This window comes from Stutzerimonas kunmingensis, from assembly GCF_021432085.1.
Taxonomy (GTDB): Bacteria; Pseudomonadota; Gammaproteobacteria; order Pseudomonadales; family Pseudomonadaceae; genus Stutzerimonas.
Genome location: NZ_CP090366.1, coordinates 135,682 through 157,880 on the forward strand (window position 1 = coordinate 135,682; position 22,199 = coordinate 157,880).

At 62.9% G+C, this 22,199-nt stretch carries 22 protein-coding genes and 1 tRNA gene; all 23 read right to left on the reverse strand.

The window, feature by feature from the left end:
* Positions 1-259: 259 nt before the first annotated feature.
* The 23 genes from LW136_RS00685 to LW136_RS00795 all read right to left on the reverse strand — a co-directional run bounded on the left by LW136_RS00685 (position 260) and on the right by LW136_RS00795 (position 22,029).
* A complete protein-coding gene (locus tag LW136_RS00685) occupies positions 260-2,317 on the reverse strand; it encodes a BCCT family transporter (RefSeq protein WP_045665975.1) in 2,058 nt (685 codons plus the stop codon).
* A gap of 156 nt (positions 2,318-2,473) precedes the next feature.
* The gene (locus tag LW136_RS00690; protein ID WP_234174425.1) at positions 2,474-3,241 is read right to left on the reverse strand and encodes a substrate-binding periplasmic protein; all 768 of its coding nucleotides are present in this window, start codon (positions 3,239-3,241) and stop codon (positions 2,474-2,476) included.
* 88 nt (positions 3,242-3,329) lie between these two features.
* Positions 3,330-3,632: a DUF3325 domain-containing protein gene (locus LW136_RS00695; protein ID WP_048512713.1), complete on the reverse strand. Its 303-nt coding sequence runs from the start codon at positions 3,630-3,632 to the stop codon at positions 3,330-3,332.
* The gene (locus LW136_RS00700; RefSeq protein ID WP_234174426.1) at positions 3,625-5,142 is read right to left on the reverse strand and encodes a PepSY-associated TM helix domain-containing protein; all 1,518 of its coding nucleotides are present in this window, start codon (positions 5,140-5,142) and stop codon (positions 3,625-3,627) included. Before LW136_RS00700 ends, LW136_RS00695 begins: the two co-directional genes overlap by 8 nt.
* A 2-nt stretch (positions 5,143-5,144) precedes the next feature.
* Positions 5,145-5,456, reverse strand: a complete 312-nt coding sequence (locus LW136_RS00705) for a hypothetical protein (RefSeq protein ID WP_045665971.1) — start codon at positions 5,454-5,456, stop codon at positions 5,145-5,147.
* 42 nt (positions 5,457-5,498) lie between these two features.
* The gene (locus LW136_RS00710; RefSeq protein ID WP_234174428.1) at positions 5,499-7,607 is read right to left on the reverse strand and encodes a TonB-dependent receptor; all 2,109 of its coding nucleotides are present in this window, start codon (positions 7,605-7,607) and stop codon (positions 5,499-5,501) included.
* A gap of 163 nt (positions 7,608-7,770) precedes the next feature.
* Complete coding sequence (locus LW136_RS00715; RefSeq protein ID WP_234174430.1) at positions 7,771-8,250, reverse strand: thermonuclease family protein; 480 nt, start codon at positions 8,248-8,250, stop codon at positions 7,771-7,773.
* A gap of 161 nt (positions 8,251-8,411) precedes the next feature.
* Entirely contained in the window at positions 8,412-9,191 is a 780-nt protein-coding gene (locus LW136_RS00720; protein WP_023444032.1) for a substrate-binding periplasmic protein, read from the reverse strand.
* A gap of 1,493 nt (positions 9,192-10,684) precedes the next feature.
* Positions 10,685-11,287, reverse strand: coding sequence for a hypothetical protein (locus LW136_RS00725; RefSeq protein ID WP_234174432.1), 603 nt, complete (start codon positions 11,285-11,287; stop codon positions 10,685-10,687).
* The gene (locus tag LW136_RS00730) at positions 11,284-11,673 is read right to left on the reverse strand and encodes a hypothetical protein (protein ID WP_234174433.1); all 390 of its coding nucleotides are present in this window, start codon (positions 11,671-11,673) and stop codon (positions 11,284-11,286) included. The genes LW136_RS00725 and LW136_RS00730 overlap by 4 nt, the downstream gene beginning before the upstream one ends.
* Positions 11,673-13,193, reverse strand: coding sequence for a DUF3631 domain-containing protein (locus tag LW136_RS00735; RefSeq protein ID WP_234174434.1), 1,521 nt, complete (start codon positions 13,191-13,193; stop codon positions 11,673-11,675). Before LW136_RS00735 ends, LW136_RS00730 begins: the two co-directional genes overlap by 1 nt.
* Positions 13,190-14,110, reverse strand: a complete 921-nt coding sequence (locus LW136_RS00740; protein ID WP_234174435.1) for a toprim domain-containing protein — start codon at positions 14,108-14,110, stop codon at positions 13,190-13,192. Before LW136_RS00740 ends, LW136_RS00735 begins: the two co-directional genes overlap by 4 nt.
* A gap of 4 nt (positions 14,111-14,114) precedes the next feature.
* Positions 14,115-14,432, reverse strand: coding sequence for a hypothetical protein (locus tag LW136_RS00745; protein ID WP_234174436.1), 318 nt, complete (start codon positions 14,430-14,432; stop codon positions 14,115-14,117).
* Complete coding sequence (locus LW136_RS00750; RefSeq protein ID WP_234174437.1) at positions 14,429-14,701, reverse strand: hypothetical protein; 273 nt, start codon at positions 14,699-14,701, stop codon at positions 14,429-14,431. Before LW136_RS00750 ends, LW136_RS00745 begins: the two co-directional genes overlap by 4 nt.
* Positions 14,698-15,159, reverse strand: a complete 462-nt coding sequence (locus LW136_RS00755) for a hypothetical protein (RefSeq protein ID WP_234175302.1) — start codon at positions 15,157-15,159, stop codon at positions 14,698-14,700. The genes LW136_RS00750 and LW136_RS00755 overlap by 4 nt, the downstream gene beginning before the upstream one ends.
* Positions 15,156-15,485 carry a hypothetical protein gene (locus LW136_RS00760; RefSeq protein WP_234174438.1) on the reverse strand — a complete coding sequence of 110 codons (330 nt, stop codon included), beginning with the start codon at positions 15,483-15,485 and terminating at the stop codon, positions 15,156-15,158. The genes LW136_RS00755 and LW136_RS00760 overlap by 4 nt, the downstream gene beginning before the upstream one ends.
* A 1-nt stretch (position 15,486) precedes the next feature.
* Entirely contained in the window at positions 15,487-15,705 is a 219-nt protein-coding gene (locus tag LW136_RS00765; RefSeq protein WP_234174439.1) for a helix-turn-helix transcriptional regulator, read from the reverse strand.
* Between the two features lie 99 nt (positions 15,706-15,804).
* Complete coding sequence (locus tag LW136_RS00770; protein ID WP_234174440.1) at positions 15,805-16,788, reverse strand: hypothetical protein; 984 nt, start codon at positions 16,786-16,788, stop codon at positions 15,805-15,807.
* Between the two features lie 99 nt (positions 16,789-16,887).
* Positions 16,888-18,096, reverse strand: coding sequence for a tyrosine-type recombinase/integrase (locus LW136_RS00775; RefSeq protein ID WP_234174441.1), 1,209 nt, complete (start codon positions 18,094-18,096; stop codon positions 16,888-16,890).
* A 209-nt stretch (positions 18,097-18,305) separates the two neighbouring features.
* Positions 18,306-18,381 (reverse strand) — tRNA-Phe (locus LW136_RS00780).
* A 92-nt stretch (positions 18,382-18,473) separates the two neighbouring features.
* Positions 18,474-18,746, reverse strand: a complete 273-nt coding sequence (locus tag LW136_RS00785; protein ID WP_003280779.1) for an oxidative damage protection protein — start codon at positions 18,744-18,746, stop codon at positions 18,474-18,476.
* Positions 18,743-19,810, reverse strand: a complete 1,068-nt coding sequence (gene mutY / locus LW136_RS00790; protein WP_042927514.1) for an A/G-specific adenine glycosylase — start codon at positions 19,808-19,810, stop codon at positions 18,743-18,745. Before mutY ends, LW136_RS00785 begins: the two co-directional genes overlap by 4 nt.
* Positions 19,807-22,029, reverse strand: a complete 2,223-nt coding sequence (locus LW136_RS00795; RefSeq protein ID WP_234174442.1) for an AsmA family protein — start codon at positions 22,027-22,029, stop codon at positions 19,807-19,809. The genes mutY and LW136_RS00795 overlap by 4 nt, the downstream gene beginning before the upstream one ends.
* Between the last annotated feature and the right edge of the window lie 170 nt (positions 22,030-22,199).

Genomic DNA, 22,199 nt, shown 5'->3' on the forward strand with positions numbered 1-22,199 from the left:
GCCATGGTCTAGATATCTGATGGTGCGCTCCGCGCGAACTGCTCGCCGTCCTGGCGAGGCGCAAACCTAGCATGCGATGCGGCATGCGCCAAGCGCGATGCGGCGTTGAGCACTGTGACCGATCGGTCACGTTTCGCTGGCCACCGATGCGCCCCTATCTATATAGATGAAATCGGCGCTGTACGCGCAGGCACACTCCGGTGCCTTGCGTAAACGGCAGGCTTGGTCCGCTTCCGTGCGGCGCGAAGCGGCCACGGTCTCAGCTCGCTTCCGGCTTGGGCGTGTTTTGGTCGTCGGAGAGCATTTCGTCGTGCTCGGCCATCTTCCACGGCAAGCTGCCCGGCGAGATGTGCAGGAAGTGCAGGTACTTTTCGAACTGGTCGAGTATGTCGCTGATGATGTCCGCCTGGTCGTATCCGTAGACGTCGTAATGCTGGCCGCCGCGGCGCAGGAACACTTCGGCGCGGTAGTACTGCTCGTCGGCCTCCGGCCCTTCGGTCAGCGCGAACGCCGGCATGGCGTAACCGACCGCACGGATCTCGTAGATGAAGTCCACCTGGTCGTCCTTGATGACCTCCAGGTAGAGCCGCGAGTGGGCTTCATCGGTGTGCACTTCGGCAGCCCATTCCTGGCCACTGAGTTCGCGCTGCACGCGGCGCATGGCCTTGAGCACCGTGGTGCTCATGAAGCTGTCGACTTCTTCCCGACTGGGAAAGCTGACCATCCCCGCCAGGCGCTTCTTCCACAGGCCGGGACCGGCGTTGCTCGCCAGCCGGCTGCCCTGCATGTGGCTTTGCAGGCTGGTTTCGTGGTGGCCTTCGATCACCAGAGCGCGCCACATGCCCAGCGCGGCGATCATCATGATGATCGCGAAGGGCAGCGCGCTGGCGATGGTCATGGTCTGCAGCGCGCTGAGGCCGCCGGCCAGGAGCAGGGCGGACGCAACTACGCCCTCGATGCTGGCCCAGAACACACGCTGCCAGACCGGCGTGTGCAGCGCGCCGCCGGCGGCCAGCGAGTCGATGACCAGGGAGCCGGAGTCCGACGAGGTGACGAAGAAGGTGATGATCAGCACCACCGCCAGGAACGAGGCGATGGACGTCATCGGCAGCAGTTCGAACAGTTTGAACAGCGCGATGGCGTTGTCCGCCTGCACATCCGAGATCAGCGAGGTGTAGCCTTCGACCATGATCATGTGCAGCGCGGTGTCGCCGAATACCGAAAACCAGAGGAAGGTGAAGATGGTCGGCACGAACATCACGCCGAAGACGAACTGGCGAATGGTCCTGCCGCGGCTGATCTTGGCGATAAACAGGCCGACGAAGGGCGACCAGGCGATGGTCCAGCCGAAGATGAACAGCGTCCAGTTGCCGATCCAGTCGCTGCGGCTGTAGGCCTGCAGGTTGAAGGTGCGCTCGATGATGTTGTTCAGATAGCTGCCGGTGTTCTGCAGAAACGTTTCGAGGATGAAAATGGTAGGCCCGACCAGAAACACGAAGAGCATCAGGCCGATCGCCAGGATCATGTTCAACAGCGACAGGTTTTTCACGCCCTTGTCGAGGCCGGCGACCACCGAGCAGATCGCCAGGCCGGTGATGATCGCGATGGCGATGATCTGCACGTTGATGCTGATCGGTATCGACGGCCAGAGGTAGTTGATGCCCGCGTTGATCTGGGTGACGGACAGGCCCAGCGTGGTGGCAATGCCGAACAGCGTGCCGAGAATCGCGAAGACATCCACCACATGGCCGATCGGCCCGTAGATGCGTTCGCCGATGATCGGGTACAGCGCCGAGCGCATCGACAGCGGCAGGCCGTGGCGGAACGAGAAGTACGCCAGCACCAGACCGGTCAGTCCGTAGATGGCCCAGATATGAAAGCCCCAGTGGAAGAAGGCGATCTGCATGGCCTGCTTGGCCGCGTCGACGGTTTCCCCCGCACCGGCGGGCGGCGAGGCGTAGTGCAGTACGGGTTCGGCCACGCCGAAGAACAGCAGGGCAATGCCGTAGCCGGCGGAAAAGAGCATGGCGAACCAGGCCGGGAAGCTGTACTGCGGCTCGGCGTGATCCGGGCCCAGCTTGATGCTGCCCCAGGGCGTCATCGCGATGCCGACGATGAACACCAGGAAAAAGGCTACCGAGAGCATGTAGAACCAGCCGAAGTTGGTCGTGATGAACGCCAGCGTCGAGCTGAACACCTCACCGGCCAGCTCCGGATTGCTGATGGTCCCGATCACCAGCAGCAGCGTGACGATCACGGCTGGAATGAACACGGGGAACAGGATGATGGCCTTGGGCATTTTCTTGGCGGCGTCCATGGGCGGTCAGCCTCCCTTTGCGAATGGGTGATGAGCGGGATGTACGCGGCGAAACCTCCGGAGAGCCCGAACGCTGCCTCTGGGGTAGACGGCCCGAAGCACCGAATGATTCAGCGAAAAGATGGGTTGGGTGTCGATTGATCTATAGTGCCGGTGCTAGAACGCGGGCTCCAGGCCATGGCGCCGCAGAATGGCCGCAACGCTGCCGTCGGCGATCAGCGCTTCGAGCGCGTCGTTGAAACGTTCGAATTCGGCTTCGCCGACCGCGGCGCGGGAAAGGCCGATCGCGTAGGAAACTCGTTGCAGCTCACCCGCCTCGTGAATGTCGGAATGCCTTTCATGATCGATCAGGTGCCAGGCGACGTCCTGATTGACCACGGCGACGCCCTGTTCGCCGAACCTGCCGGCCTCCAGCATGCGCAGCAGCCGCCGGTTATCCGCCTCCAGGATCAGCGTCACGTCGCCGACCTCGGCCAGATGCTGGCCGAGCACGAAGGAGGTTCCGGAGGGCCCGTACACGGCGACGCTGCGTCCGGCCAGGTCCTCGGGGCGATGGAAGACGAAGCGGCTCGCCGAACGCGCATAGACCCCATAGCGGGAGGTGACCAGCATGCGAGTGAGGTGAAACGCGCGCTCGCGATCCGGTGAGCGGATCACTGTGAAGATCCCCTGCGCTTCACCGTCCTCGGCCAGCGCCAGTGCGCGTCGCCAGGGCAGCAGCTGCACCGGACAGTCGATCCGAAGTCGCGCGCAGACGGCTGCAACGATCTCGACGAAAGGCCCGGCTGCACGGTCCTCGGTGCCGGTGGCCGTCGTGGCATAGCTGAACGGCGGGAAGTCCTCGGTTACGAAGCGCAGCTCATCGGCCTGGCAATTGCCCATGAGTGCCAGGCCGACGACTATCGCAATCCATCGAGTGGGCATGCTGCAAGCTCCAGGCGATCGGCAGAGCGGCAATACGCTCCACGCCCTTGCAGGCTAGCGTGTCGCCGTCCGCGGCGCGACCCCCGAATCAGGGTAGCCCGCGCAGCAAGCCCGGTCGCCAGGTGAGGGTAAGGCTGACCGCTATAGCGGCGGCCGCCATCAGCAAGAACCAGAGCAGTACAGCAAAGCCTGGCCCCTCCACCGTCATCAGGGCCGTGGGCGCGCCGGCGAAGGAAATCGCGGCGACGCTTCGGCGTAGCCATCGCTCGCGTGCGGGCGCAGGTGCAGCTGATCGCCAGACCTTCTGGCGATGAGATTGCTGCAGCAGCGCGAGCTGGGCGAACGCCAGGTAACACAGGATAAAGACGCCCAACTGCGTGACTTCAGGCATTGGTAATGCGCCGGTTCAGGCGTCGTGCTGCAGCCAGCGTCAGAAGCGCCAGCAACATGAGCAACAGATCCATGCCGGCAACCGCATAGCGCCCTTGCTGGAGGCTGTGCAGCAGATGATCGCCCGTGGTCAGCCAGTTCAGCAGCACCGCTGCCGGTGCGGCGACGCCGATGGCCAGCAATTGTCCGTGCCAGGCACCCGCGCCACGGATCAGCGCATGGACCAGAGTCGACGCCCAGATCAGAAAGAACGCCCAGCCTTCGAGGGCGGCGCGGTCTATCTCGAAGCGGCCAACGTCGGTCGGCAACGCGCGATTGGCGATGAAGAAGCCAAGCGTGGCGAGGATCAGACCGCTGCAGCTGCAAACACAGATCGCGTCCAGCAGGTGCGCGCCGGTATGCCCGTGCCGCTGATGTCGGGCGCGGCGGGCGCCGGTCCAGAACAGCAGGCCGGTGGCGATCATTATCCAGCCGGACAACCCGCCCAGAAAATACAGCCAGCGCAGCGTCCAGTGTTCGAACTGAACGAAATGCAGGCCGCTGAAGAATCGCTGGATGGCGGCCACCGGCCCGGTCCGGTGATCGAGCAGGAGGGCTCCACTGCTGCCGTCAAAGGTCATGCGATCGACGTTCATGGTCACCTCGCGGGCAAAGCTGCGGCGAACCTCCACGTATGCCTGGGCGTCTCCGGGATGCCATATCCGCAGCATGTAGGGCTCATCACCCCAGGCTCCGCGTGCACGGTCGCGCATGGCGTCCAGTGAGGCCAGCGTCGCGGGCTCGGTGGATGCCTGCCGTGTGTAGTTGCCGAATGCCTCGGTGCTGAAGGCAGCCGGATTGCCTGGGTAGATTCGTTCGATGACCGTCGGAAAGTAGATGGCAAAGAAGATGATCAGACCGGATAGGCTGATCAGAAAATGAAACGGCAATGCGACGACGCCGGTCAGGTTGTGCAGATCCAGCGTGGCGCGTTGCGTGCTCTTGTGCGGCCTGAAGGTGAAGAACTCGCGAATAATCTTGCGATGGATCACCACGCCGGACATCAGCAACAGCAGCATGCCCATGCCGGCGATGCCCAGCAGCCAGTAGCCGACATTGCGCCAGCGCAGATGCAGGCTGTAGTGGAACGGAAAGAGGAACCCGGTGGCTGCCCAGCTGCCATGGTCCGGTAGCAGCTCGCCGCTGGCAGGATCGATGAAGCGGCGCGTCGATACGCCCTCGGCATTCGGGAACTCCAACTGGATGACCGGTGTGCGCTCGCTGGGCAGAGTGATGCTCCAGCGCGCCGCCGTGCCGGCCAGCCGCTGGGCATGCGGCACGACCAGGCGATCCAGGGAAAGGTCGACAGGTGGTGAGCCGAGCCGCGTCGAAGGCAGCATCCAGCGGTCGATCTCGCGATCGAAGACCACCAGGCTGCCGGACCAGAAAACCGCCAGCAGCAGGCCGCCGAGCAGCACGCCGGCCCAGGTGTGCAGCCAGCTCAGCGAAGCACGAAATCCGTTCCCGGGCATCGTCAACCTGCACCAGCGATAAGCGGCCGCGCTGCCAGCGGGCCGAACTGCAGCGCCAGGTCGCTGGCGATGCCTAGCAGCAATAGCAGGCAGAGACGCCACAGCCGTGGTTCGACGAACGCCCAGAGCAGCAGGCCGAGGTAGATGACGAAACCCAGCATGCAGGCGATCAGCACCGCCTCGTGACCGGCCAGCCCGATTAGCTGCACCAACAACCGGGCGCTGGCCGAAGCCAGCGCTACGGTACAGGCGAAGCCGCCGCCGATGCCCGCAAGAACCCGCAGCGCGAGACTGGCGTGGTGGCGCCAGTCCATTTGGTGCTGTTGCCGCCCCTGATTGGCCGCTGAGTGCATGTCTTAGAAGCTGACCTGATAGCCAAGGGTGAACGTCCGTCCACGACCATTGAAGACGCGGCCATTGCGGGTTGCGGGTGCGCCGGTGTTGGCGGCCTGCGAGTAATAGGTCAGATAGTCCTCGTTGAACAGGTTCTCGATCCCCAGGCGGGCTTCGCCGACCGGCAGGCGATAACCGAGCGAGGCATCGACCAGGGTGTAGCCGTCGAAATCCAGGCCCGGCTGGTCAAAGCCCCGGCTGGCATAGTGGTTGGCCTGCAGCAGGCTGTGCAGCTTGTCGTTCCAGTTAGCCTGCCAGCTGATGCCGTAACGATCCGGCGAGATGTTCGCGCCATCGAGGTCGGTATCGACCTTGCCGTCGTCGTCTGTGTCGGACTGGCCGTTGACCTGGGCATACATCAGCTTCAGGCGGTGCGCCTTGTTGATCTGCCAGCCGCCGGTGAACTCGATGCCATCGATTTCGGTGCGCTCGCGGCGAACCTGATAGACCCCGCCCACGCTGTCCAGACGCGAGCCGAGGTCGGCATCCGACTCGTAGTAACTGATCTCCGCGTCGAACGGCCCGTGATTCAGGCGAAGGCCGATCTCGCGGTTTTCAGTAACCACCGGTTGCAGGTCGAGGAAGTTGTCGACGCTGGTGCCCGGCGTGCCGATGCCCCGCAGCACGCGACCGACATCCGGCATGCCGAATCCTTCCGAGTAGTTGGCGAACAGTTGCGCCCAGTCATTCATCTGCCAGACCAGGCCGGCGTTGTAGAGCGTTTCCTCGAACGTCGGGTTGCCGCCTTCCACATCGACGCTACCCACCGGTTTGGTCGAGGCAATGGTGCGGAAGCTGTCGACGTCGAGATCGGCGAACTCATGCCGCACACCGGCATGCAAGGTCAGCTGGTCGAGCGCGCGGATCTCGGCCTGGAGGAACGGCGCATAGTTGCGGAACACCGTTTCTGGCACCCATTCCCGATCAGTGAGAATCAGCTGCTGGCTGGTGGTGTCCTGCAGCACATCGAGTCCGCCGGTGAGCATCAGACGGTTGTCGAGCATGCCATCGCGGCTGATCGTCAGCTTGCCGCCGATCTTGTCCGACTCGTTCTGCGACTGATCGAACAGCGTTCCCGCCGGCGCGATGCTGGGGTCCTGGAAGGTGGCATTGGTGCCGCCACCGAAGCGGCCGCGGAATCGCTGGGTATAGAGCTGCAGGCCCAGCTCGTTGCCATACAGATCGGCATGCTTGTAGGACAGGCTGGTCGCGAGTACTTCATTCTGCGGTGCCTTGCCCTGCGGGTCGCCCTTGCGCGAGGTCGCGGGTATCTCCGCGTCGGCGTCACCCGGCACGTTGACGTACTCGTGTTCGCCTTCGACTTCGTAGCGATTGACCATCAAACCGATGTTCTGATTGTCGTCCAGCCAGTAACCGAGCTTGAGCAGCAGATCGGTGCCGGTCGAATCCATCACGTCGCCCTGGGTGTCGTCGACGCCGATCAGATCGCCGTTGGCATCGTAGAACATGCCCTGGGTCTGCCAACTGGCGGCGGCGAGGTAATCGAGGTCACCCTGGGTGCCTTCCACCCGGTAATCGAGCTTGTAGCCCAGTCCCTCGGACTCGTAGTCGCCCGGCGCGGTGAAGCTGACGCCCGCGTGCTGACGCAGCTCGCCGCTTTCAGGACGGCGGGTGACATAGTTGATGATGCCGCCGGTAGCGCCCAGGCCGTGCTCGGCACTGGCGCCATGGATGACTTCGATGCGCTCGACCATCGACAGGTCGATCACATAACCGTCGCGCTGGCTGTCCCGAAGCGGCGTGGACTGTGGCACGCCGTCGATGAGGATCAGTGCCGAGCGGCCGCGAAAGGTCTCGCCGGCGCTGCTCATCTTCTGCCGGCTTGGCGAGTACGAGGGGATCAGGTTGCTCAGGATCGCGCCATGGTCCGAGGTGATCGCCAGTTGCTGCTCGATTTGCTCGCGGCTGATCACCGTGATTTTCTGTGGCGTCTTGCCCGCTTCGCTTCTGGCCCGTGTCGCACTGATCGTGACTGCTTCGAGCTCCGTCGCTTCATCTGCCGCATTGGCCGGCAGGGACGAGAGGGAAAGGGATGCAAGAGAGATAGACAAGCACAGGCTGGTTCTGCGAAACACGTGAAAGCTCCCGGTGTTGGATTTGTTCAGGGAGCGCGAATGTAAACTAAATGTAAATTACTTTCATTAAGCTTTGGCTGTTTTCCGCCGGTTATGGCCGCTCCGCCCGTTACCCACAGGGCTGAGCCTGCGGGCCGGGCTAGCGGCTCTTGCGCATCTGCTCGCGCCATTCCCATGGCGGTTGCTGTTCGGTCTTGTGCAATGACCACAGGCCGCGCCGGAACTCCCGGGCGACCGCCTCCAGACCGAGCAGCGAGCGGTCGTCAAGGTGACCGCGATACGCCCAGGCTGCGCCAGACCTGACCATCTCCGAATTGACGTCGATGTTGCCAACGCCGACTCTCGCCAGGGTCCGTCCCAGGTCATCGCGGCCCTTGACTACGAGCGTCACGTTCTTGCCGAAGATGTGGTCGGAGAGCGCTTGCCGGGCCTGGCTGCCGTAGGGTTGCTTGAGCTCCGGGGTGTCGATTTCCGCCAGCCGGACCCTGAACCGTTCACCCACGTTGGTCCGGCAGCTGAAGGTGTTGCCATCGGCGATGCCGATCACCCGGCAGTCGAATGATTCGGCAGAGGCAGGCATGGCAGTTATGAGCAGGGCGGCAAGCAGGTAGCGCAGCATGAGGGCATCCATGCGGTTCGGGGCGGGCGAGGGTAGCAGGCCGGTCGCTGCCCTGATCGGCGCCAGGTCTCAGATGAACCGTCAGCGTTGACGAAATGGCGGCCGATCACGCATGCCGAGAAATACGCCGAACCGCCGCCTTGCCATGGCGCGCTTAACGCTCAGAAGGCGGCTTCGAGTTGATGCCGGCGCAGGATCTTTGGCACCGTGCCATCGGCTATTGCCGCGTCCAGCGCCTGCTCGAACGCTTCGAACTGTGCCGCGCTCACCGTCTTGCGCGAAAGACCGATGCCATAGCTGATCGGGCCCATTTCGCCAGCCTCGCGCACATCGGCAAGTCGCTCTTCCTCGATCAGGTGCCAGGCAACATCCTGATTGAGCACCGCCAGGCCGTCCACACCGAAGCGCCCGGACTGCAGCATGCGCAGCAGTCGGCGATTGTCGGTAGTCAGGTGCAGGCGTACGTCGGGCACCGACTTGAGGCGCTCGGACAGCACGTAAGAGGTGCCGGATGGGCCATAGACGCCAACCAGCCGGCCCGCCACATCACCTGGTTGGTTGAAGACGAAGCTGCTCTCGGCCTGGGCGAAAACACTGTAGCGAGAAGTGACCAGCATCCGGCTGATGTGGAACATCTGCTCGCGCTGCGGTGAAGGTGTCAGTGTGAATATTCCGTCCACCTGTCCCTGTTCGGCCAGGCGGAATGCGCGCTGCCAGGGATACAGGGTGATCGTGCATTGGTGCTGCAAGCGTGCGCAGATCGCATGTACCACCTCTACAAACGGGCCGGCCGCACCAACGCCTGCGGTTTCGCTGGCCGGGGCGTCAGCCGGATAGGTGAACGGCGGGAAGTCTTCGGTCACGAAACGCCACTGCGCCGCGCCGGCCGGGGCGGCGTTCGACAACAGCCATATCAGCAGAATCGAGAGAATCCTGTGCACCGTTCGGCTCCTTGCGCTGTGCGGCATTCCTTGGCAGTTCACGCGGCCGGGCAACATCCGGCTCTGGCCCGCCCAGTTAGCAGCAGCCTAGCGCAGAATGAAGTCGGAGCGATGAAGTGATAAGGCCTGGCCGTGCATGCGTGGCTTGCGGTTGTCCCGCGTGGCGTGGCGTGGCTGCCGCTCGGTATCCGAGCTTCAGCCGGTGAGCGGCTTGCGGAAGATCACAGGATGCCAGCGATGCTGGGAGGATGCTTCCGTGTGAATGCCGTCAAGCCATTCCGGAAGGCGGGGCTGGAGCGCAGCGCGCCGCTGGCACAAATCGCAGGCAATAAAAAACCCCAAGGAGGTTAATTTCGCTTGGGGTTTTTCGGTATTAGTGGTGCCAGGGACGGAACCGAACCGTGCGCTGAAAGTGGCGCTATATAAGGCTTTCGGTAGTGTGCGGTAAATTATCTACGCACAAATCTACCCGCTTTTTCTTTTGCTGCCCCTGTTTTGGGGTTTCTGGTCGCTGTTGTGCCTTGGTGTTTTCTTAGCGTGCTCCGGCCTGCTGTCAGGGGATTGGAATCTAAACCTGTCTACTTTGGAAACCGTGCCGGGGTGCCTGAAATCCATTGATTGTTTTTCAGTCTCCCCCTTGGGGCAACCTTGGGGTTCCTCCCCGTAATCGCCCCGTTACCCTTACCGTGACCTTACCGTATCGCCTTGCGGTGATCTTGGGGTTACCTCGCCCTAATCTCGTCCCGTCCTACCGCTGCGACTGGTCACCGCGAATGGTCACTGACCGGTCACCCTTGCACTAACCTTGCCGTAATCTTGCCGTTCGCCTCACCCTGATATCACCCTTCCTGCCTCGCGTGCGTGCGCGTACTGGTCACTAAACCGGCTTTCATGGGGTTGATTCCCCGAAACGGGGTGCTGCGTGGAAAGTGCGCGTGAAAAATGCGTGCTTTCCGTGCGTACCAGCTTGCGTACCAGCTTGCGCACCAGGACTGCGAACCAATAGCGCGAACATTGCGAACCGCTGCCACGGTCGTCTTATCGGGTCATGCGGGAAATGCGAATTTTGGGGAAACAAGAATGTAGCTCCCTCTATCGTTCGGGAAAGCAAAGCGATGAACTTTCAACCCACCCCTCCCCGCACCGGGTCCTTTCGGTAGGGCGGCACGGGTGCGGGTATTTCGTGCCGTGATCGTTCGCTATATACGGCGCTGGCTGGCGGGTTGGTTGTTGTTTCGTTGTCACGCTCCAGGCTTCGCAGGCCGGGCGCTGGTGCCGGGTGATAGGCCAACTGGTGCCAGGGCGTTTCCGCATTGCTGGTGGCCGCTGCGGCGTGCTGGCGGGGCTTTCGGGGGAAAGCGGAACCGGAAGCGGGGGCAGCCCCAAAAAATCCGTATGAAGCGAAAGGGCGGGGCCCGAATCACCCGTGATGGGGGTGGGGTGGGGAAGGACCCAAAGGGGGGAGGGGGTAGCGCCGTCCGTGGCGCTGGCGATCAGACCACGCGCAGCACGGGCGGCAGCTTCGGTCCGAAGGGTGCGCCGGGTGCGAACGGATCGGGTAGCGCGTCCTCTGGTGCGTTGCGGATGAAGTCAGCCATTGCCAGCAGGCAGGCTTGATACAGCGGCCAGCCATCGCCCCAGACTAAGCCGCGCTCTGTTGCGCTGTCCTCCAGGCAGGCAATAAAGACCAGCGCTGCTATGTTGGTGTCACCGTCGCGGATCGCTTGCGCTCGATGCGCCGGGTTCACGCTCAGCAGATCGCACAGCCGGTCGAAGCCAAGTGCCGCCGTGGTGCTGGCGCTTTGCAGAATGACGGCGCGGCCTATGCCGATCAGCGCCCGGTTCATACCTTCCAGCGATTCGGCTAGATGGTCGCTGGCTTGCTGCTCCAGGTCTGCAACGGCTGCGGCAGTGAATGGCAGAAAGGCTTTCAGCTTCGCCGCTTTGCGTCTCAATGCGCGGCGCTCTTGGTGGATCGTTGCGCGCTCATGACAAAAAAGGCGACATATCCGGCGCGTGGCGATCAGTTGCGCACTCACGCTGGCGTCTGGCTTGTCGGCTATGTTGGCGAGTGCTCGAATCTGGCTGGCGTTCATGGGTTCGGCTCCATTGGCGTTCGGTCGTATTGCGCGCGCAGCTCGGCACCAGCAGCGCAGTAACGGGCTGTCGGGGCGTAGCAGGCGCGACAGGCCATTAGGTGGCTTATGTACTGGTCACGGCTCTGGCGCCATTCAGGCGAAGCGGTGGCGGCTGTGAGAACGTGCCGGGTCGGGTAGGTGGCGGACTGCTCGGTTGGGGCTGGTGCCGCTGGTGGGTGTGTCGAGTCATTGGCCGCGCTCAGTTCGGCCAGCAGCTCGGTAACGTGCTCCCTTATGAACTGGCGCATGGGGTCGGTGATGCGATCAACCGGCGAGACGCGCAGCCGGTCGGCCACGCTCTCGACAGTCAGACCAGCCCGGCGCAGGTGGTCCAGGGCGGCCATTATCCGAAGTACTCCGCGTTGTCTTCGGTCTGTACCCTGTCTTTGTCCGTAACATCGTCACAAGCCGCGCCATTGCTTGCTTTCAGCCTGTTTTTATCCGTAACGATGGGCGCTTGCGTTACGCCTTTAAAACCGCTGTAAGCCGCGTGGTTGCTGGCTTGTGACGGTGTTACGGCTGTCGCGGGGGTGTCAGCGGACAGATACCGTTTGAACGCTTCGGTGAACTGCTCCCGCTTGTAACCCTTGGCAACCTTGTAGCCGATGCGGTGGGTGCTCGGCTTGATCCCAAACTCAGAAAGTCGCTTGGAAAGCTGGTGCGGTGTCATGGGTTTGCCTCGGTTCCACGCAGCCCACGGCGCTTCCTCATCTTCGGCCAGTGCCTCCAATAGATCGGCGGTCGCCAGACGCTCGGCGCGGCGGGTGTCGAAAGCGTCGCGGATCGAAGCCAGCAACTCCGCGCCGATGCTGGGGGTGTCTTCCTCCAGGCCGTGAAGTGTCGCGGCAGCATTACGGGCTATGCGCGGCCAGTTGCCCCCGGCCACTTCCGCGACGGCTAGCAGCGGTTCCCAGCAGTCGTTGGCGCGGTCATTCAGGCCGTCCACTTCGGCGGGTCTGGCTGTGCGGACGGCCTCTCGGTTGTCGATAGCGAAGCGTGCCAGCTTGCTCACAAGCTCGGCGAAGGCGGCGGGGTCGGCGTGACGAATCTTTACCGTACGCTCCCCCGGTAGCTTGCGGCGCAGGCGTAGCTGAATGCTCCGGTCGGACAGGGTGTCGGCAATCTTCCCGATACCGCATAGCGCCTTTGCGCCCCACACATTGAACCGGGTGGGCATGTGGTCATCGCCAACGCAGCGAATCACGAAAGCGGAGTCACGCGTAAACCCGGCATTGAGTATGCCTCGTGCTTCCTCGTGTTCGGCCAAGAAGGCGTCCACCTCGTCAATCAACAGGGTTGGCGTCCACAGCTCCAGGGCGCGGAACAACGCAGCCGGGGCGATGTTGGAGACGGCCAGCGAGCGGCAGGCTAGACGTGCCAGCACGCCAAGCATTACCGTCTTGCCGCAACGCTTCTCCGGGGCGGTGATGTTGGCAATCGGTGCCACGTTCACCACGTCCACAAACCATGTAAAAGCGGTCCACAGCGCAGCGGCGTGAACGGTGGCCGGGTCGGCTATCACATGGCGGCGAATGATCGCGGCCAATGCTTCCAGCAGCTCGGCAACGTCCACTAGATCAGGCCATAGCGTGACCTCGGGGAATAGCTCATCGGTGCCCCCGGCAGCTTCGTTGGCTGGGCTGGTCAGCTTGTCCAAGTCGACCATGCTTACCGTCTTGGCTTCCTTCACCGCGTGACGAACGCGTGCCCAGCGAGCAGGGTCGGCGTCTCTCACCTGGCGCAGCAGGGCCAGCACTTCGGGTTCGAAGATCGCTCCGGGATCTTGCTTGCTCCTGGCGAGTGCGTCCGCGATCGGGTCGGGTGCCGGTACGGGTTCGGGGATCAGTTCGGCAAGGTTGCTCATTGATTCGCCTCCCGCCATTGGCGCAGGTCGTTGAAGTCGGAAAGGCTCGGCGGCTCGGCTCCGCTCCAGGGCGGCAGGACCAGCCCACATTCCAGCGCGGCGGCGGCTTGGGTGGCTGCGGTGCGTCCGGGGTTGCCCTCGGTCTGGCGGTCATCGTCACCCGCGATAATCAAAGTGCTGTCCGGGTAGTGCCGCTGTAGGTGGCGCCCGACTTCCAGCAGATTGCCCGCATTCATTGCGCAGGCGACGGCGGCGCCTTTGGCTTCGTGGATAGTGGCGCCAGTTGCCCAACCTTCGCAGATGTACAGCGGCTGGCCTGGCTCCAGTGTGCCGATTGGTGAATAGCAACCCTTCACCCGGCCACCAGACAGAAACCGCTTGTCGCCGTCCGCTGCGATGCGTTGCAGGTTGACCAGCACGCGCCATAGGTAGAGCGGAACCAACAGGACTTCGCCACGCTGGCGCAGCCCATGGGAATTGCAGCCCTTGGCGCTCAGGTATGGGTGTCGCGGGTCAGCCGGGGCGCTGGTGTTCCATAGCCGTTGCGCCTCGATGGCTGCGGCTTGCTGGCGCTGGTGCTGCTCCGCTTCGCGCTGGTGGCGTGCCTGCTCGATGCGCTGGCGGATCAATTCGGTTTCCATCGGGTCGGCTGGTTTGCGGCTGCTCCAGGTGCTTGAGCCTCCCGCCTTCCAGCTGCCGAACGCACCCGATGCGATGCCGTCCAGGTGTAGGACGTACCAGCCGTTGAGCGATCCGGGCTTGTCGTCTGGCACGCGGAAACGGTGAATGGTGCCGTCTGCTACAGGTAGCCAATCCAGCGGCCCGAACGTGGCTTGCAGCGCGTCGCGGAAGGCCAGTTCGGCTTTCTCCAGACAAGCCGGTCCCCTCGGCGTATGGACGCCGTTTTGAATGGTCATCGTGCTAGCCCTCTGCGGTCGGGTGGGGTGCGTTGGCCTTGCGGCGCTCCAGCTCGTACTCGGCGCCGTTCGCAACGTCCACGAGCCTGCCGGATAGCGTGCCCAGCGAGTTGATAAGCCAGCCGATGTTGCGGGCTACATCTTTATCCAGCTCGCCAGCGTCGGCAGTCCAGGCCAGCAGCTCACCGATAGCGGAAATGCCGTGCGCCACGGTCAGCGCCTCGCATTCAGCTGTGCGCTCGATGGCGTCCAGATCATCAGTGGACAGACGGCCCATGCGCAAAGGATCGGGCAGCAGGTGACTCCAGCAGACGGCGCTCATTGGGCACCCCCTACGGCGTCGGCCTTCTCTTGCAGCTCACTGGCGCGGCAATCCATGTAGTTAGCCAGATCGTCGGCCAGGTACTGCCCCAAGCTGGCCAAATCCTGCACACGGCTTGCGCGTGCCTCCAGCAGGGCGGGGCTTGGCTCAAGCTCCCGGTGAATCGCAGTCATCAGCGCGGCAAGCCAGCGGGCGTGCTCCTTCGCGTAACGGACCTGCTCGATTGCGTCGTCTGCGATGCTGGCCATATCGGCGATGCGAGTACTCATTGCACACCCCCTACGGTTTCCAGGGAACGGGCGCGGGCCATCGCTTCGTTGTAGCGGCGCAGGCGGACGGACAGGGACGAATCAGAACGCAGCGCAGCGAAGGCGCGGGCCTTCCAGGCGGCGGCATGGGTGGACGGATTGCGGGTGGTTTTCATGGGTGGTGCTCCAAGTTTTATTGAGGAGCTGCCACCTACCTTCTCACGGGTAAGGGTGGCAGACCGTGCCGGGGTGAGAAACCGGGAAACTTGGAACCCGGCCAGGCCAAAGCCTGCCCAGCACGGCCCGCCATAAAGCGACATTGCGGGCACAAAAAATGCGCCTGCAATGGTATGGGGGCGCATGTGCGCCAAGTTTTCCAGAAGGGTTCTCACGCCCTGAGTCGCAGACTTGGCTGCGACCTGCGGCGAACCATAGCGCCGCTGGTGCTGGCTGGCAAGGGTGGGGAAGGTAATCATCATTCGGCCCCCTTCTTGCGCTGCTCCAGTCTCACCAGAACGTCACGGGCGTGGCGGCGGTGGCCTTCGGTGATGCTGTAGCGGGTGACGGGATTGCGAGCGTGCGAAACCTTCTCCGGGGTGCGCTTGATGCTCAGCCCGTACTTGTTCGCCAGATCGGAAATGGTGCTGTGCAAACTCCAGTCGCCCAACTGCTTGGCGGCTTCGTACTTGTTCAGCGATCCATCGAAAATCAGGTACGCCAGCACGGACGCCAGCAAGGTGGGGGAGGTGTTATGCTGGCCTTGCGACTGGCTGCTCAGTTCTTCGGAACGGGTGGCCTTTTTCATTTCAGGCCACCTCGCGCTGTGAGGCCATCTGATCGCACCAGGCCAATACTTCCGATTCGACGAAACAGCTTGATTTCGGCCCCAGCTTTACCTGTTTCGGGAAGGTTCCGGCAGCAATGCGCCGGTAAATTTCGGATGTGGAAAGGCTGGTGTAGTCCTTCACCTTGGCCAGCTTGATAAAGCGGCGGGGTGCTGCGGTGGGAGTAGTTTGCATTGCCATCGCTAGTGTCTCCTTGGGTTATGTGGGGAGCGATGGCTGCAATGCTGCGGGGTGGGGTGGGGGTGACAGCTAGGGGTGACTTGGTGTCCAGTCGCCCTGTCACCCTGTTGTGTCCGGCCATGAGTCTGGCCTGATAGCAGTCGCAAGCGCTTTCGTTTTGCGTGGTGGATCGCCGTTCTTGTCCATTTTTAGGCCCAAGGCGTCGCATAGCGCTTTCTGTATTGAAAGTTGAGTTGGCTGGCGTTTATCAGGTGTTAGGTTAGCCCAGTGCTCTGAGGCCACTTTACGCATGGCCTCCAGCTCCTTTGTGCTGTAGGGAAACTGCAATCCGTTGACCGGATCGGCTGACGGTTCCGTCAGTCCGGTGGCCAAGTGGTTTCGGTACGCTTCACCTGCCCTGTATTCCTCATCGGCTTTTTGTGCGTGATAGGTGGCTTCCATCTCTTGCCGCAACTTGGCGGCAGCAGCTTCGGCTTTCTTCGCTCGTCTCTCAGCCGACAGCCTTGCTTCACGCTCCGCACCGAGTTCGTCTCGGAGGTCAAGTATCTCGCCTTCCGCTACATATCGCCCCGCGCTTTCTAGCTCCAACTGCTTACGCAGGTTTTCCGCCTCGGCGGGGAGTTTAGTGCCACCGTTCATCTTGTCCGACAGAGACTCAATATCTGTGGTCTTAAAGTGAACGATATGAGAGTTGGGTGGCAGCGCGCTCCAATGTTGAGATAAGTGTTCTTTTGCTCCGGCGGCGCATCGAGTAACTACTGGACCTTCAAGTTCTATCCACTGAGTCGGAGCAACATACAAAAGAGGCTGTCCCTTTTCGTCGTCACTGAGAGTCAGCGGTTTCAAAACTGCTGGTTGTAAAATTCTGCTGTAGCCAGTCCCGCTCACTGGGTAGCCAATACCAGGCTCATCGCTTTTGATAAAACCTTCTAGGCCTCGGCAGTCCAGGTATACGGGGCACTTCTCAGCCAAGCAAATTGCTCTTAACAGGCTAGGCGTGAAAGGTGTTCCGGTCAGAGCTTCTAACCAATCTATAACTTGTGCAGAGTCAAGCCAGTCTAATAGTCGATAGACCTTATCCATTATTCGCCCTCCCAGGCGCCCCACTTCCTGAATCAATCGGCTGGCCAGGCGGGTGGGAAATCCGCTTTTCGCTCCGTCGAGCTAGGCCAGCCAAAACTCTTAAGCCTTGCGCTTGATACTCACCACGTTGGCGCCGCCGCATTGCGCGTCTGTCGAATCGGCCCAGGCTTGCATCATTTCCCGGCGCTGCTCCAGATAGGTTGCATGGTTGTAAGTGTCGCGGATTTCGTCGTTGTCGCCGTGTGCTAGCTGGCGTTCGATCCAGTCGCGGTTATAGCCGCGCCCGTTTAGTTCGGTGCTCAGCAAGTGACGGAAGCCGTGGCCGGTCTGGCGCCCTTCGTAGCCCATCAGGCGCAGCGCCTTATTAATGGTGTTCTCGCTCATTGGCCGGTCGGGGTTTTGCTGGCCTGCAAACACTAGCGGGTAATCGCCCGTGATTTCCTTGAGCTGGCGCAGGATGGCAACGGCTTGGCGGGGCAGGGGCACTACATGTGGACGGCGGGCTTTCATGCGCGCTTTCGGAATGGTCCAGGTGGCGCCGTCCAGATCGAACTCCGACCACGGCGCCTGTCTCAGCTCACCAGGGCGAACGGCTGTCAGCACCAGCAAACGAATGGCGCAGCGGGTTAGGGTGTTGATGTTGGTCGTGTCGATCTTGCCCAGCAACTCGGGCAGTTCGGCAAAGGCAACGTGAGGATGATGGCGGGTCGCTTTTGGCGGTGCGGCTACCACGTCCAGATCGGTGGCGGGGTTGGTTTCGACTACGCCACTGGCCAGACCGAAGCGGAATATCTGGTGTAGCCATTGGCGAATCTTGCCAGCGGCATTCAGCGTGCCCCGCGCTTCGACCTTGCGCACCAGCTCGACCAGATCGGGGCGGGTGATGGCTTTGACCGGGCGGGCACCGATGCCGGGTATCAGGTCATTTTCCAAATACAGCTTGGCTTTGTAGGCGGTGCTTTCGGCCCAGCGTGGCGCGTTGTAGGCATACCACTCCCGCGCCAGCGTCTCGAATGTCACGCCATCGGCCCGCTGCGCTTGTCTGGCGGCTTTTCTCTGCTCGCCGGGGTCGGTGCCCTCGGTTAGCAGCTGGCGTGCCTCGTCGCGCTTCTGGCGGGCTTTCTGGAGCGTGACGGCAGGATAGGTGCCAAGCGCCAGCATCTTTGCCTTGCCGTCGAAGCGGTAGCGATAGCGCCACAGCTTGGAGCCGGTCGGCGCCACTTCCAGGCATAACCCGTTGGCGTCCGTCAGCCGGTAGATCTTTTCCTTCGGCTTGGCGGTGCGGATGGTGGTATCGGATAAGGCCATTGCAATTCCCTCGCAAGCCGCGCCATTCGGGCGCCCCATTGTGTCGCTGTGAGTAGATTTTTAGACCGAACCGGCTCTACTCACGAATCTACGCACAATTGTTTGGGCTTACAAGGGAAGGGTAGGGAAGTGCAGACAACAAAAAACCCGCACTAGGCGGGCTTCTTGTGGGCTTTCGGGTGGTTTTGGCACCACCTGAAATTAATAGATGGTGCCCAGGGACGGAATCGAACCGCCGACACGGGGATTTTCAATCCCCTGCTCTACCGACTGAGCTACCTGGGCAACGGGGCGCTATTAGACGGATTTGGCTTTTACCTGTCAAGCGTGGTCCGGAAAAATATTTAATCCGGACGGGCGCTTAGCGCAGCCGACGGTCATTCGCTCGGCGGCACGTAGCCTTCGGCCTTGGCGTAATCTTCGCCGGAGAAGAACTTGTCCATCTCGCCCTGAAGGAACTTGCGGTCTTCGGCGTTCATCATGTTCAGCCGGCGTTCGTTGATCAGCATGGTCTGGTGCTTCTGCCAGTCGTCCCAGGCCTGTTTGGAAATGTTGTTGTAGATGTCCTCGCCTTTCTGGCCTGGAAACGGCGGGCGCTCGAGGCCGGGGAGTTCTTCGTTGTACTTGCGGCAGTTCACGGTGCGGGTCATGAGGTTTCTCCTGCATTCAATTCAGCTGCGGCGCGCTTGAGCAGTGTCTTTACTGGCGCGGCAAGGCCGAGGCGCGGCGGGGTGGCGAGGTTATACCAGAGCCAGTCGGCCTCGGCCACGGCGTCGGGCGCGGACTTGACCCTGATCAGCCAGGGCTCGATGGCCAGCTGAAAATGGCTGAACGTGTGGGTCAGCCCCTGCAGCTCGCAGCGCTCCTCGAGCTGCAGGGCATGCCGCGCGGCCAATGGGTCGAGGGCCGCGAGGTCGTCCAGTTCCGGCAGGCTCCAGAGCCCGCCCCACAGGCCCGTCGACGGGCGCCGATAGAGCAGGATGGCGCCGTCGCGATTGGCCAGCAACGGCATTAGAGTACGCTTTTGCGGCAGCGCCTTGCGTGGCTTGGGCACCGGGAAGTCGGTTTCGCGCCCGAGCAGATGGGCGCGGCAGCCGTCCTTGAGTGGACAGAGCAGGCAGCTCGGGCGGCTGCGGGTGCACAGCGTGGCGCCGAGATCCATCATCGCCTGGGTGTAATGGTTGACGCGCTGCTGCGGGGTGAAACGCTCGGCCACCTCCCACAGCTGGCGGGCCACCTTCGGCTCGCCGGGATAGCCATCCTGCGCAACGTAGCGGGCCAGCACGCGCTTGACGTTGCCGTCGAGGATCGGCGCGCGCAGGCCCAGGCTGATGCTGGCAATGGCGCCGGCCGTGGAGCGACCAATTCCAGGCAGTTCGGCGAGCTTGTCGACGTCGGCCGGAAAAACGCCGCCATGTTCGGCGACGATCAGCTTGGCGGTCTTGTGCAGATTGCGTGCGCGGCTGTAGTACCCGAGGCCGGTCCACAGGTGCAGGACTTCATCTTCCTCAGCGGCGGCGAGCGCCTCGACGCTGGGCAGCGCATCCATGAAACGGTCGAAATAGCCGAGCACGGTGCTGACCTGGGTCTGCTGCAGCATGATTTCAGACACCCACACCCGATACGGCGTGATGCCCTGCTGCCAGGGCAGATCCTTGCGGCCGTGGCGGTCGAACCAGTCGAGGACCGCCGCGCCGAACTGCTCGGGGCTCATCGGTTGAACAGGCCTTTGAGCGCGTCCTTGAGCTCGGGGCTGACCTTGTCGCCGAGCTTCTCTTCGATCTTCTCGTTGAGCTTCTCGCCGGCCAGCCGCGCTGCGACCTTGCCCAGGGCGTCGTTGTCGAAGCGGCAGGCCTTGGCGCCCAGCTCCAGCGGGCCGCGGCAGCGCAGCGGCCATTCGATGCCGACGTAGCGCTCGTTGACCTGGCAGGCCGGGTCCGGCATGGCGCCCTTGTCTCCTTCGATGACGATGCCGACGCGGTAGTCCATGCCCAGTACGCGCAGATCGACATCGCCGTTACCGTTGACGGTCAGGCCCGGAATGCTGGCCTTGAGGTCGGGGTTGCTGGCCACGCCGTTGCGCAGCGTCAGGTTGCCTTTGAGTTCGCGGAACGGCGTGTCCTTGCTGCGTGGGTCGCTGGCGAGCGGCTTGCGATTGAGCGTGGCGATGGCGCGGCACAGCTGCTGCTCGAGGTTGGCATCGACCAGCACGCCGTTGTCGATGATGAAGCCGACCTTGCCGTTGAGGTTGTCGATCCAGGCCTTCTCGCTGTTGCCCTGGGTGCGCAGGTCGGCATCCAGGTTGAGCAGCCCCTTGACCACGACGTCCTCGCCCTGGCTTTCCAGCAGGCGCTCGACCGGTACGCCATTGAAACGGTTCTGCACGGTCAGCAATGGCAGTGCCGGGCGTACGTCGAGGCTGGCCGAGCCATCCAGGCGTCCGCCATACAGCCCGCCGCGCACTTCCTGAAGGGTCAGCAGGCCGTTGCGGGTACGAGCCTTGAGGTTGAAGCCGTCCAGCGGGATCTTCATTGCGGTCAGGCTGCCGATGGCCAGGCTGACCTCGGTGTCGAGCTTGCGCAGCTGATCCAGCGGCAACACCGAAGCTTCGCTCCAGGCCTGCTGGGTCGGCGCGTTGGGCAGTGGTGTGGTGCCGCTGCCGATTGCGCTGGCCTGGGTGCTCTTGACCTCGCTCTTGCGCGCTGCCTCGGCCGCCTGCTCCTCGCTCGGCGGCGGCAGGTAGCGATCCAGATTGAAGCGGTCGCCCTTGAGGTCGACACGCAGCGCCTGGCGGGAGAAGTCACTGACGGCGAGGCGGCCGGTGAAGGTGCTGTCGTCGAGCTTCAGGGTCAGTTCTTCCAGCGCCAGGCTGTTCGGCGTACCGCTCAGGCGACTGACCAGTTCGGCCTTGCTCAGTGCGGCAGCGTCAGCCATGGCCGGCAGCTGCTGGCCGGTGCCCTGAAGGAATTCACGCAGGTTGAACTGCGCGACGCTCAGCGCGCCGCTGATCTTCGGTTCCTTGTCCAGATCGCGTGCCTTCAGCTCGCCCAGCCCGCGCAGTTGGTTGGCGGTGAACTTGAGGCTGTTCCATTCGGCGATCTGCGCGGCGAGATCGACCAGCAGCTGGCCCTGGGCGCTGAAGGTCAGTGTCTGCCCTTGCAGCGGCTCGCCGGAAGCTTCGCCGGACAGGCGCATGTCTTCGAACTGGTAGCGCTTGAGCTGGTTGTCGAAACGCAGCGCGCCCTGCAGTTCGGTGCGCGCGCGCATCACCGGCTTGTTGCTGCCGAAGAAGGCGTTGAGCTTGAGCGGGATCGGGCTGCCTTCGCGGATCGCGCCGGTCGTGAGCTCGATGCTTTCGGCGCTGTACTGCTGGCCGGTCTTGGCGTCGCTGTAGTTAACGCGGGCATCGCTGACGGTCAGGCTGTCGATGTCCAGGGTCAGTGGCTTGCTGCGCGAAGCGGGGCTTGCATCCGGTTCGGCCGGTGGTTCGCTGGCCTCGGCGGCTGGCGCGGGTTGTTCGGCCTGCCTGGCCGGCTGGCCAACGCCCTCCCAGTTGCCACGGCCCTGTTCGTCACGGCTCAGGGTCAGGTTGAGGCCGTTGACGGTGATGTCGCTCATCTGCACTTCGCGGCTCAGCAGCGGCATTACCCGCACCGACAGGCCGAGCATGCGCAGGTCGGCGAACGGCTGCTCAGGTGTCTGTGCGCTGGCCAGGGTGGTCTCGTGCAGCTCCAGGCCGAGCCAGGGGAACAGGCTCCAGCCGATGTCACCTTTGATGTCCAGTTCGAGGCCGGCCTTGCTGCGTGCCAGGTCGCGGATCTCGTCCTTGTAGTCGTTGGGATCGAATAGGTGGGTCAGGGCGAAGCCCGCCGCCACGACGATCAGCAACAGCCCGAGAAAGACCAGACCCAGGATTTTGCCGAGCGATTTCATGGACGAGTCCTTGTAGATGAACGATCTGAAAAGTGCCGAGTATAGCCCCGTGCCTGCACTTGTCGGGAACGCGGTCGGCGTTGGAGTGCCGTTGCGGGTGCGGGTTCCACAGATGGCCGCGGCGGGGCGGCAAGCGCGCCCCGTCGGCGGATCAGGCAGGGCGCAGCGGA

Coding starts and splice junctions, on each gene's coding strand:
- LW136_RS00685 (WP_045665975.1), bottom strand. CDS start 2,317: ATGGACGCCGCCAAGAAAATGCCCAAGGCCATCATCCTGTTCCCCGTG.
- LW136_RS00690 (WP_234174425.1), bottom strand. CDS start 3,241: ATGCCCACTCGATGGATTGCGATAGTCGTCGGCCTGGCACTCATGGGC.
- LW136_RS00695 (WP_048512713.1), bottom strand. CDS start 3,632: ATGCCTGAAGTCACGCAGTTGGGCGTCTTTATCCTGTGTTACCTGGCG.
- LW136_RS00700 (WP_234174426.1), bottom strand. CDS start 5,142: ATGCCCGGGAACGGATTTCGTGCTTCGCTGAGCTGGCTGCACACCTGG.
- LW136_RS00705 (WP_045665971.1), bottom strand. CDS start 5,456: ATGGACTGGCGCCACCACGCCAGTCTCGCGCTGCGGGTTCTTGCGGGC.
- LW136_RS00715 (WP_234174430.1), bottom strand. CDS start 8,250: ATGCTGCGCTACCTGCTTGCCGCCCTGCTCATAACTGCCATGCCTGCC.
- LW136_RS00725 (WP_234174432.1), bottom strand. CDS start 11,287: ATGAACGCCAGCCAGATTCGAGCACTCGCCAACATAGCCGACAAGCCA.
- LW136_RS00730 (WP_234174433.1), bottom strand. CDS start 11,673: ATGGCCGCCCTGGACCACCTGCGCCGGGCTGGTCTGACTGTCGAGAGC.
- LW136_RS00735 (WP_234174434.1), bottom strand. CDS start 13,193: ATGAGCAACCTTGCCGAACTGATCCCCGAACCCGTACCGGCACCCGAC.
- LW136_RS00740 (WP_234174435.1), bottom strand. CDS start 14,110: ATGACCATTCAAAACGGCGTCCATACGCCGAGGGGACCGGCTTGTCTG.
- LW136_RS00745 (WP_234174436.1), bottom strand. CDS start 14,432: ATGAGCGCCGTCTGCTGGAGTCACCTGCTGCCCGATCCTTTGCGCATG.
- LW136_RS00750 (WP_234174437.1), bottom strand. CDS start 14,701: ATGAGTACTCGCATCGCCGATATGGCCAGCATCGCAGACGACGCAATC.
- LW136_RS00755 (WP_234175302.1), bottom strand. CDS start 15,159: ATGATGATTACCTTCCCCACCCTTGCCAGCCAGCACCAGCGGCGCTAT.
- LW136_RS00760 (WP_234174438.1), bottom strand. CDS start 15,485: ATGAAAAAGGCCACCCGTTCCGAAGAACTGAGCAGCCAGTCGCAAGGC.
- LW136_RS00765 (WP_234174439.1), bottom strand. CDS start 15,705: ATGGCAATGCAAACTACTCCCACCGCAGCACCCCGCCGCTTTATCAAG.
- LW136_RS00770 (WP_234174440.1), bottom strand. CDS start 16,788: ATGGATAAGGTCTATCGACTATTAGACTGGCTTGACTCTGCACAAGTT.
- LW136_RS00775 (WP_234174441.1), bottom strand. CDS start 18,096: ATGGCCTTATCCGATACCACCATCCGCACCGCCAAGCCGAAGGAAAAG.
- LW136_RS00785 (WP_003280779.1), bottom strand. CDS start 18,746: ATGACCCGCACCGTGAACTGCCGCAAGTACAACGAAGAACTCCCCGGC.
- mutY (WP_042927514.1), bottom strand. CDS start 19,810: ATGAGCCCCGAGCAGTTCGGCGCGGCGGTCCTCGACTGGTTCGACCGC.
- LW136_RS00795 (WP_234174442.1), bottom strand. CDS start 22,029: ATGAAATCGCTCGGCAAAATCCTGGGTCTGGTCTTTCTCGGGCTGTTG.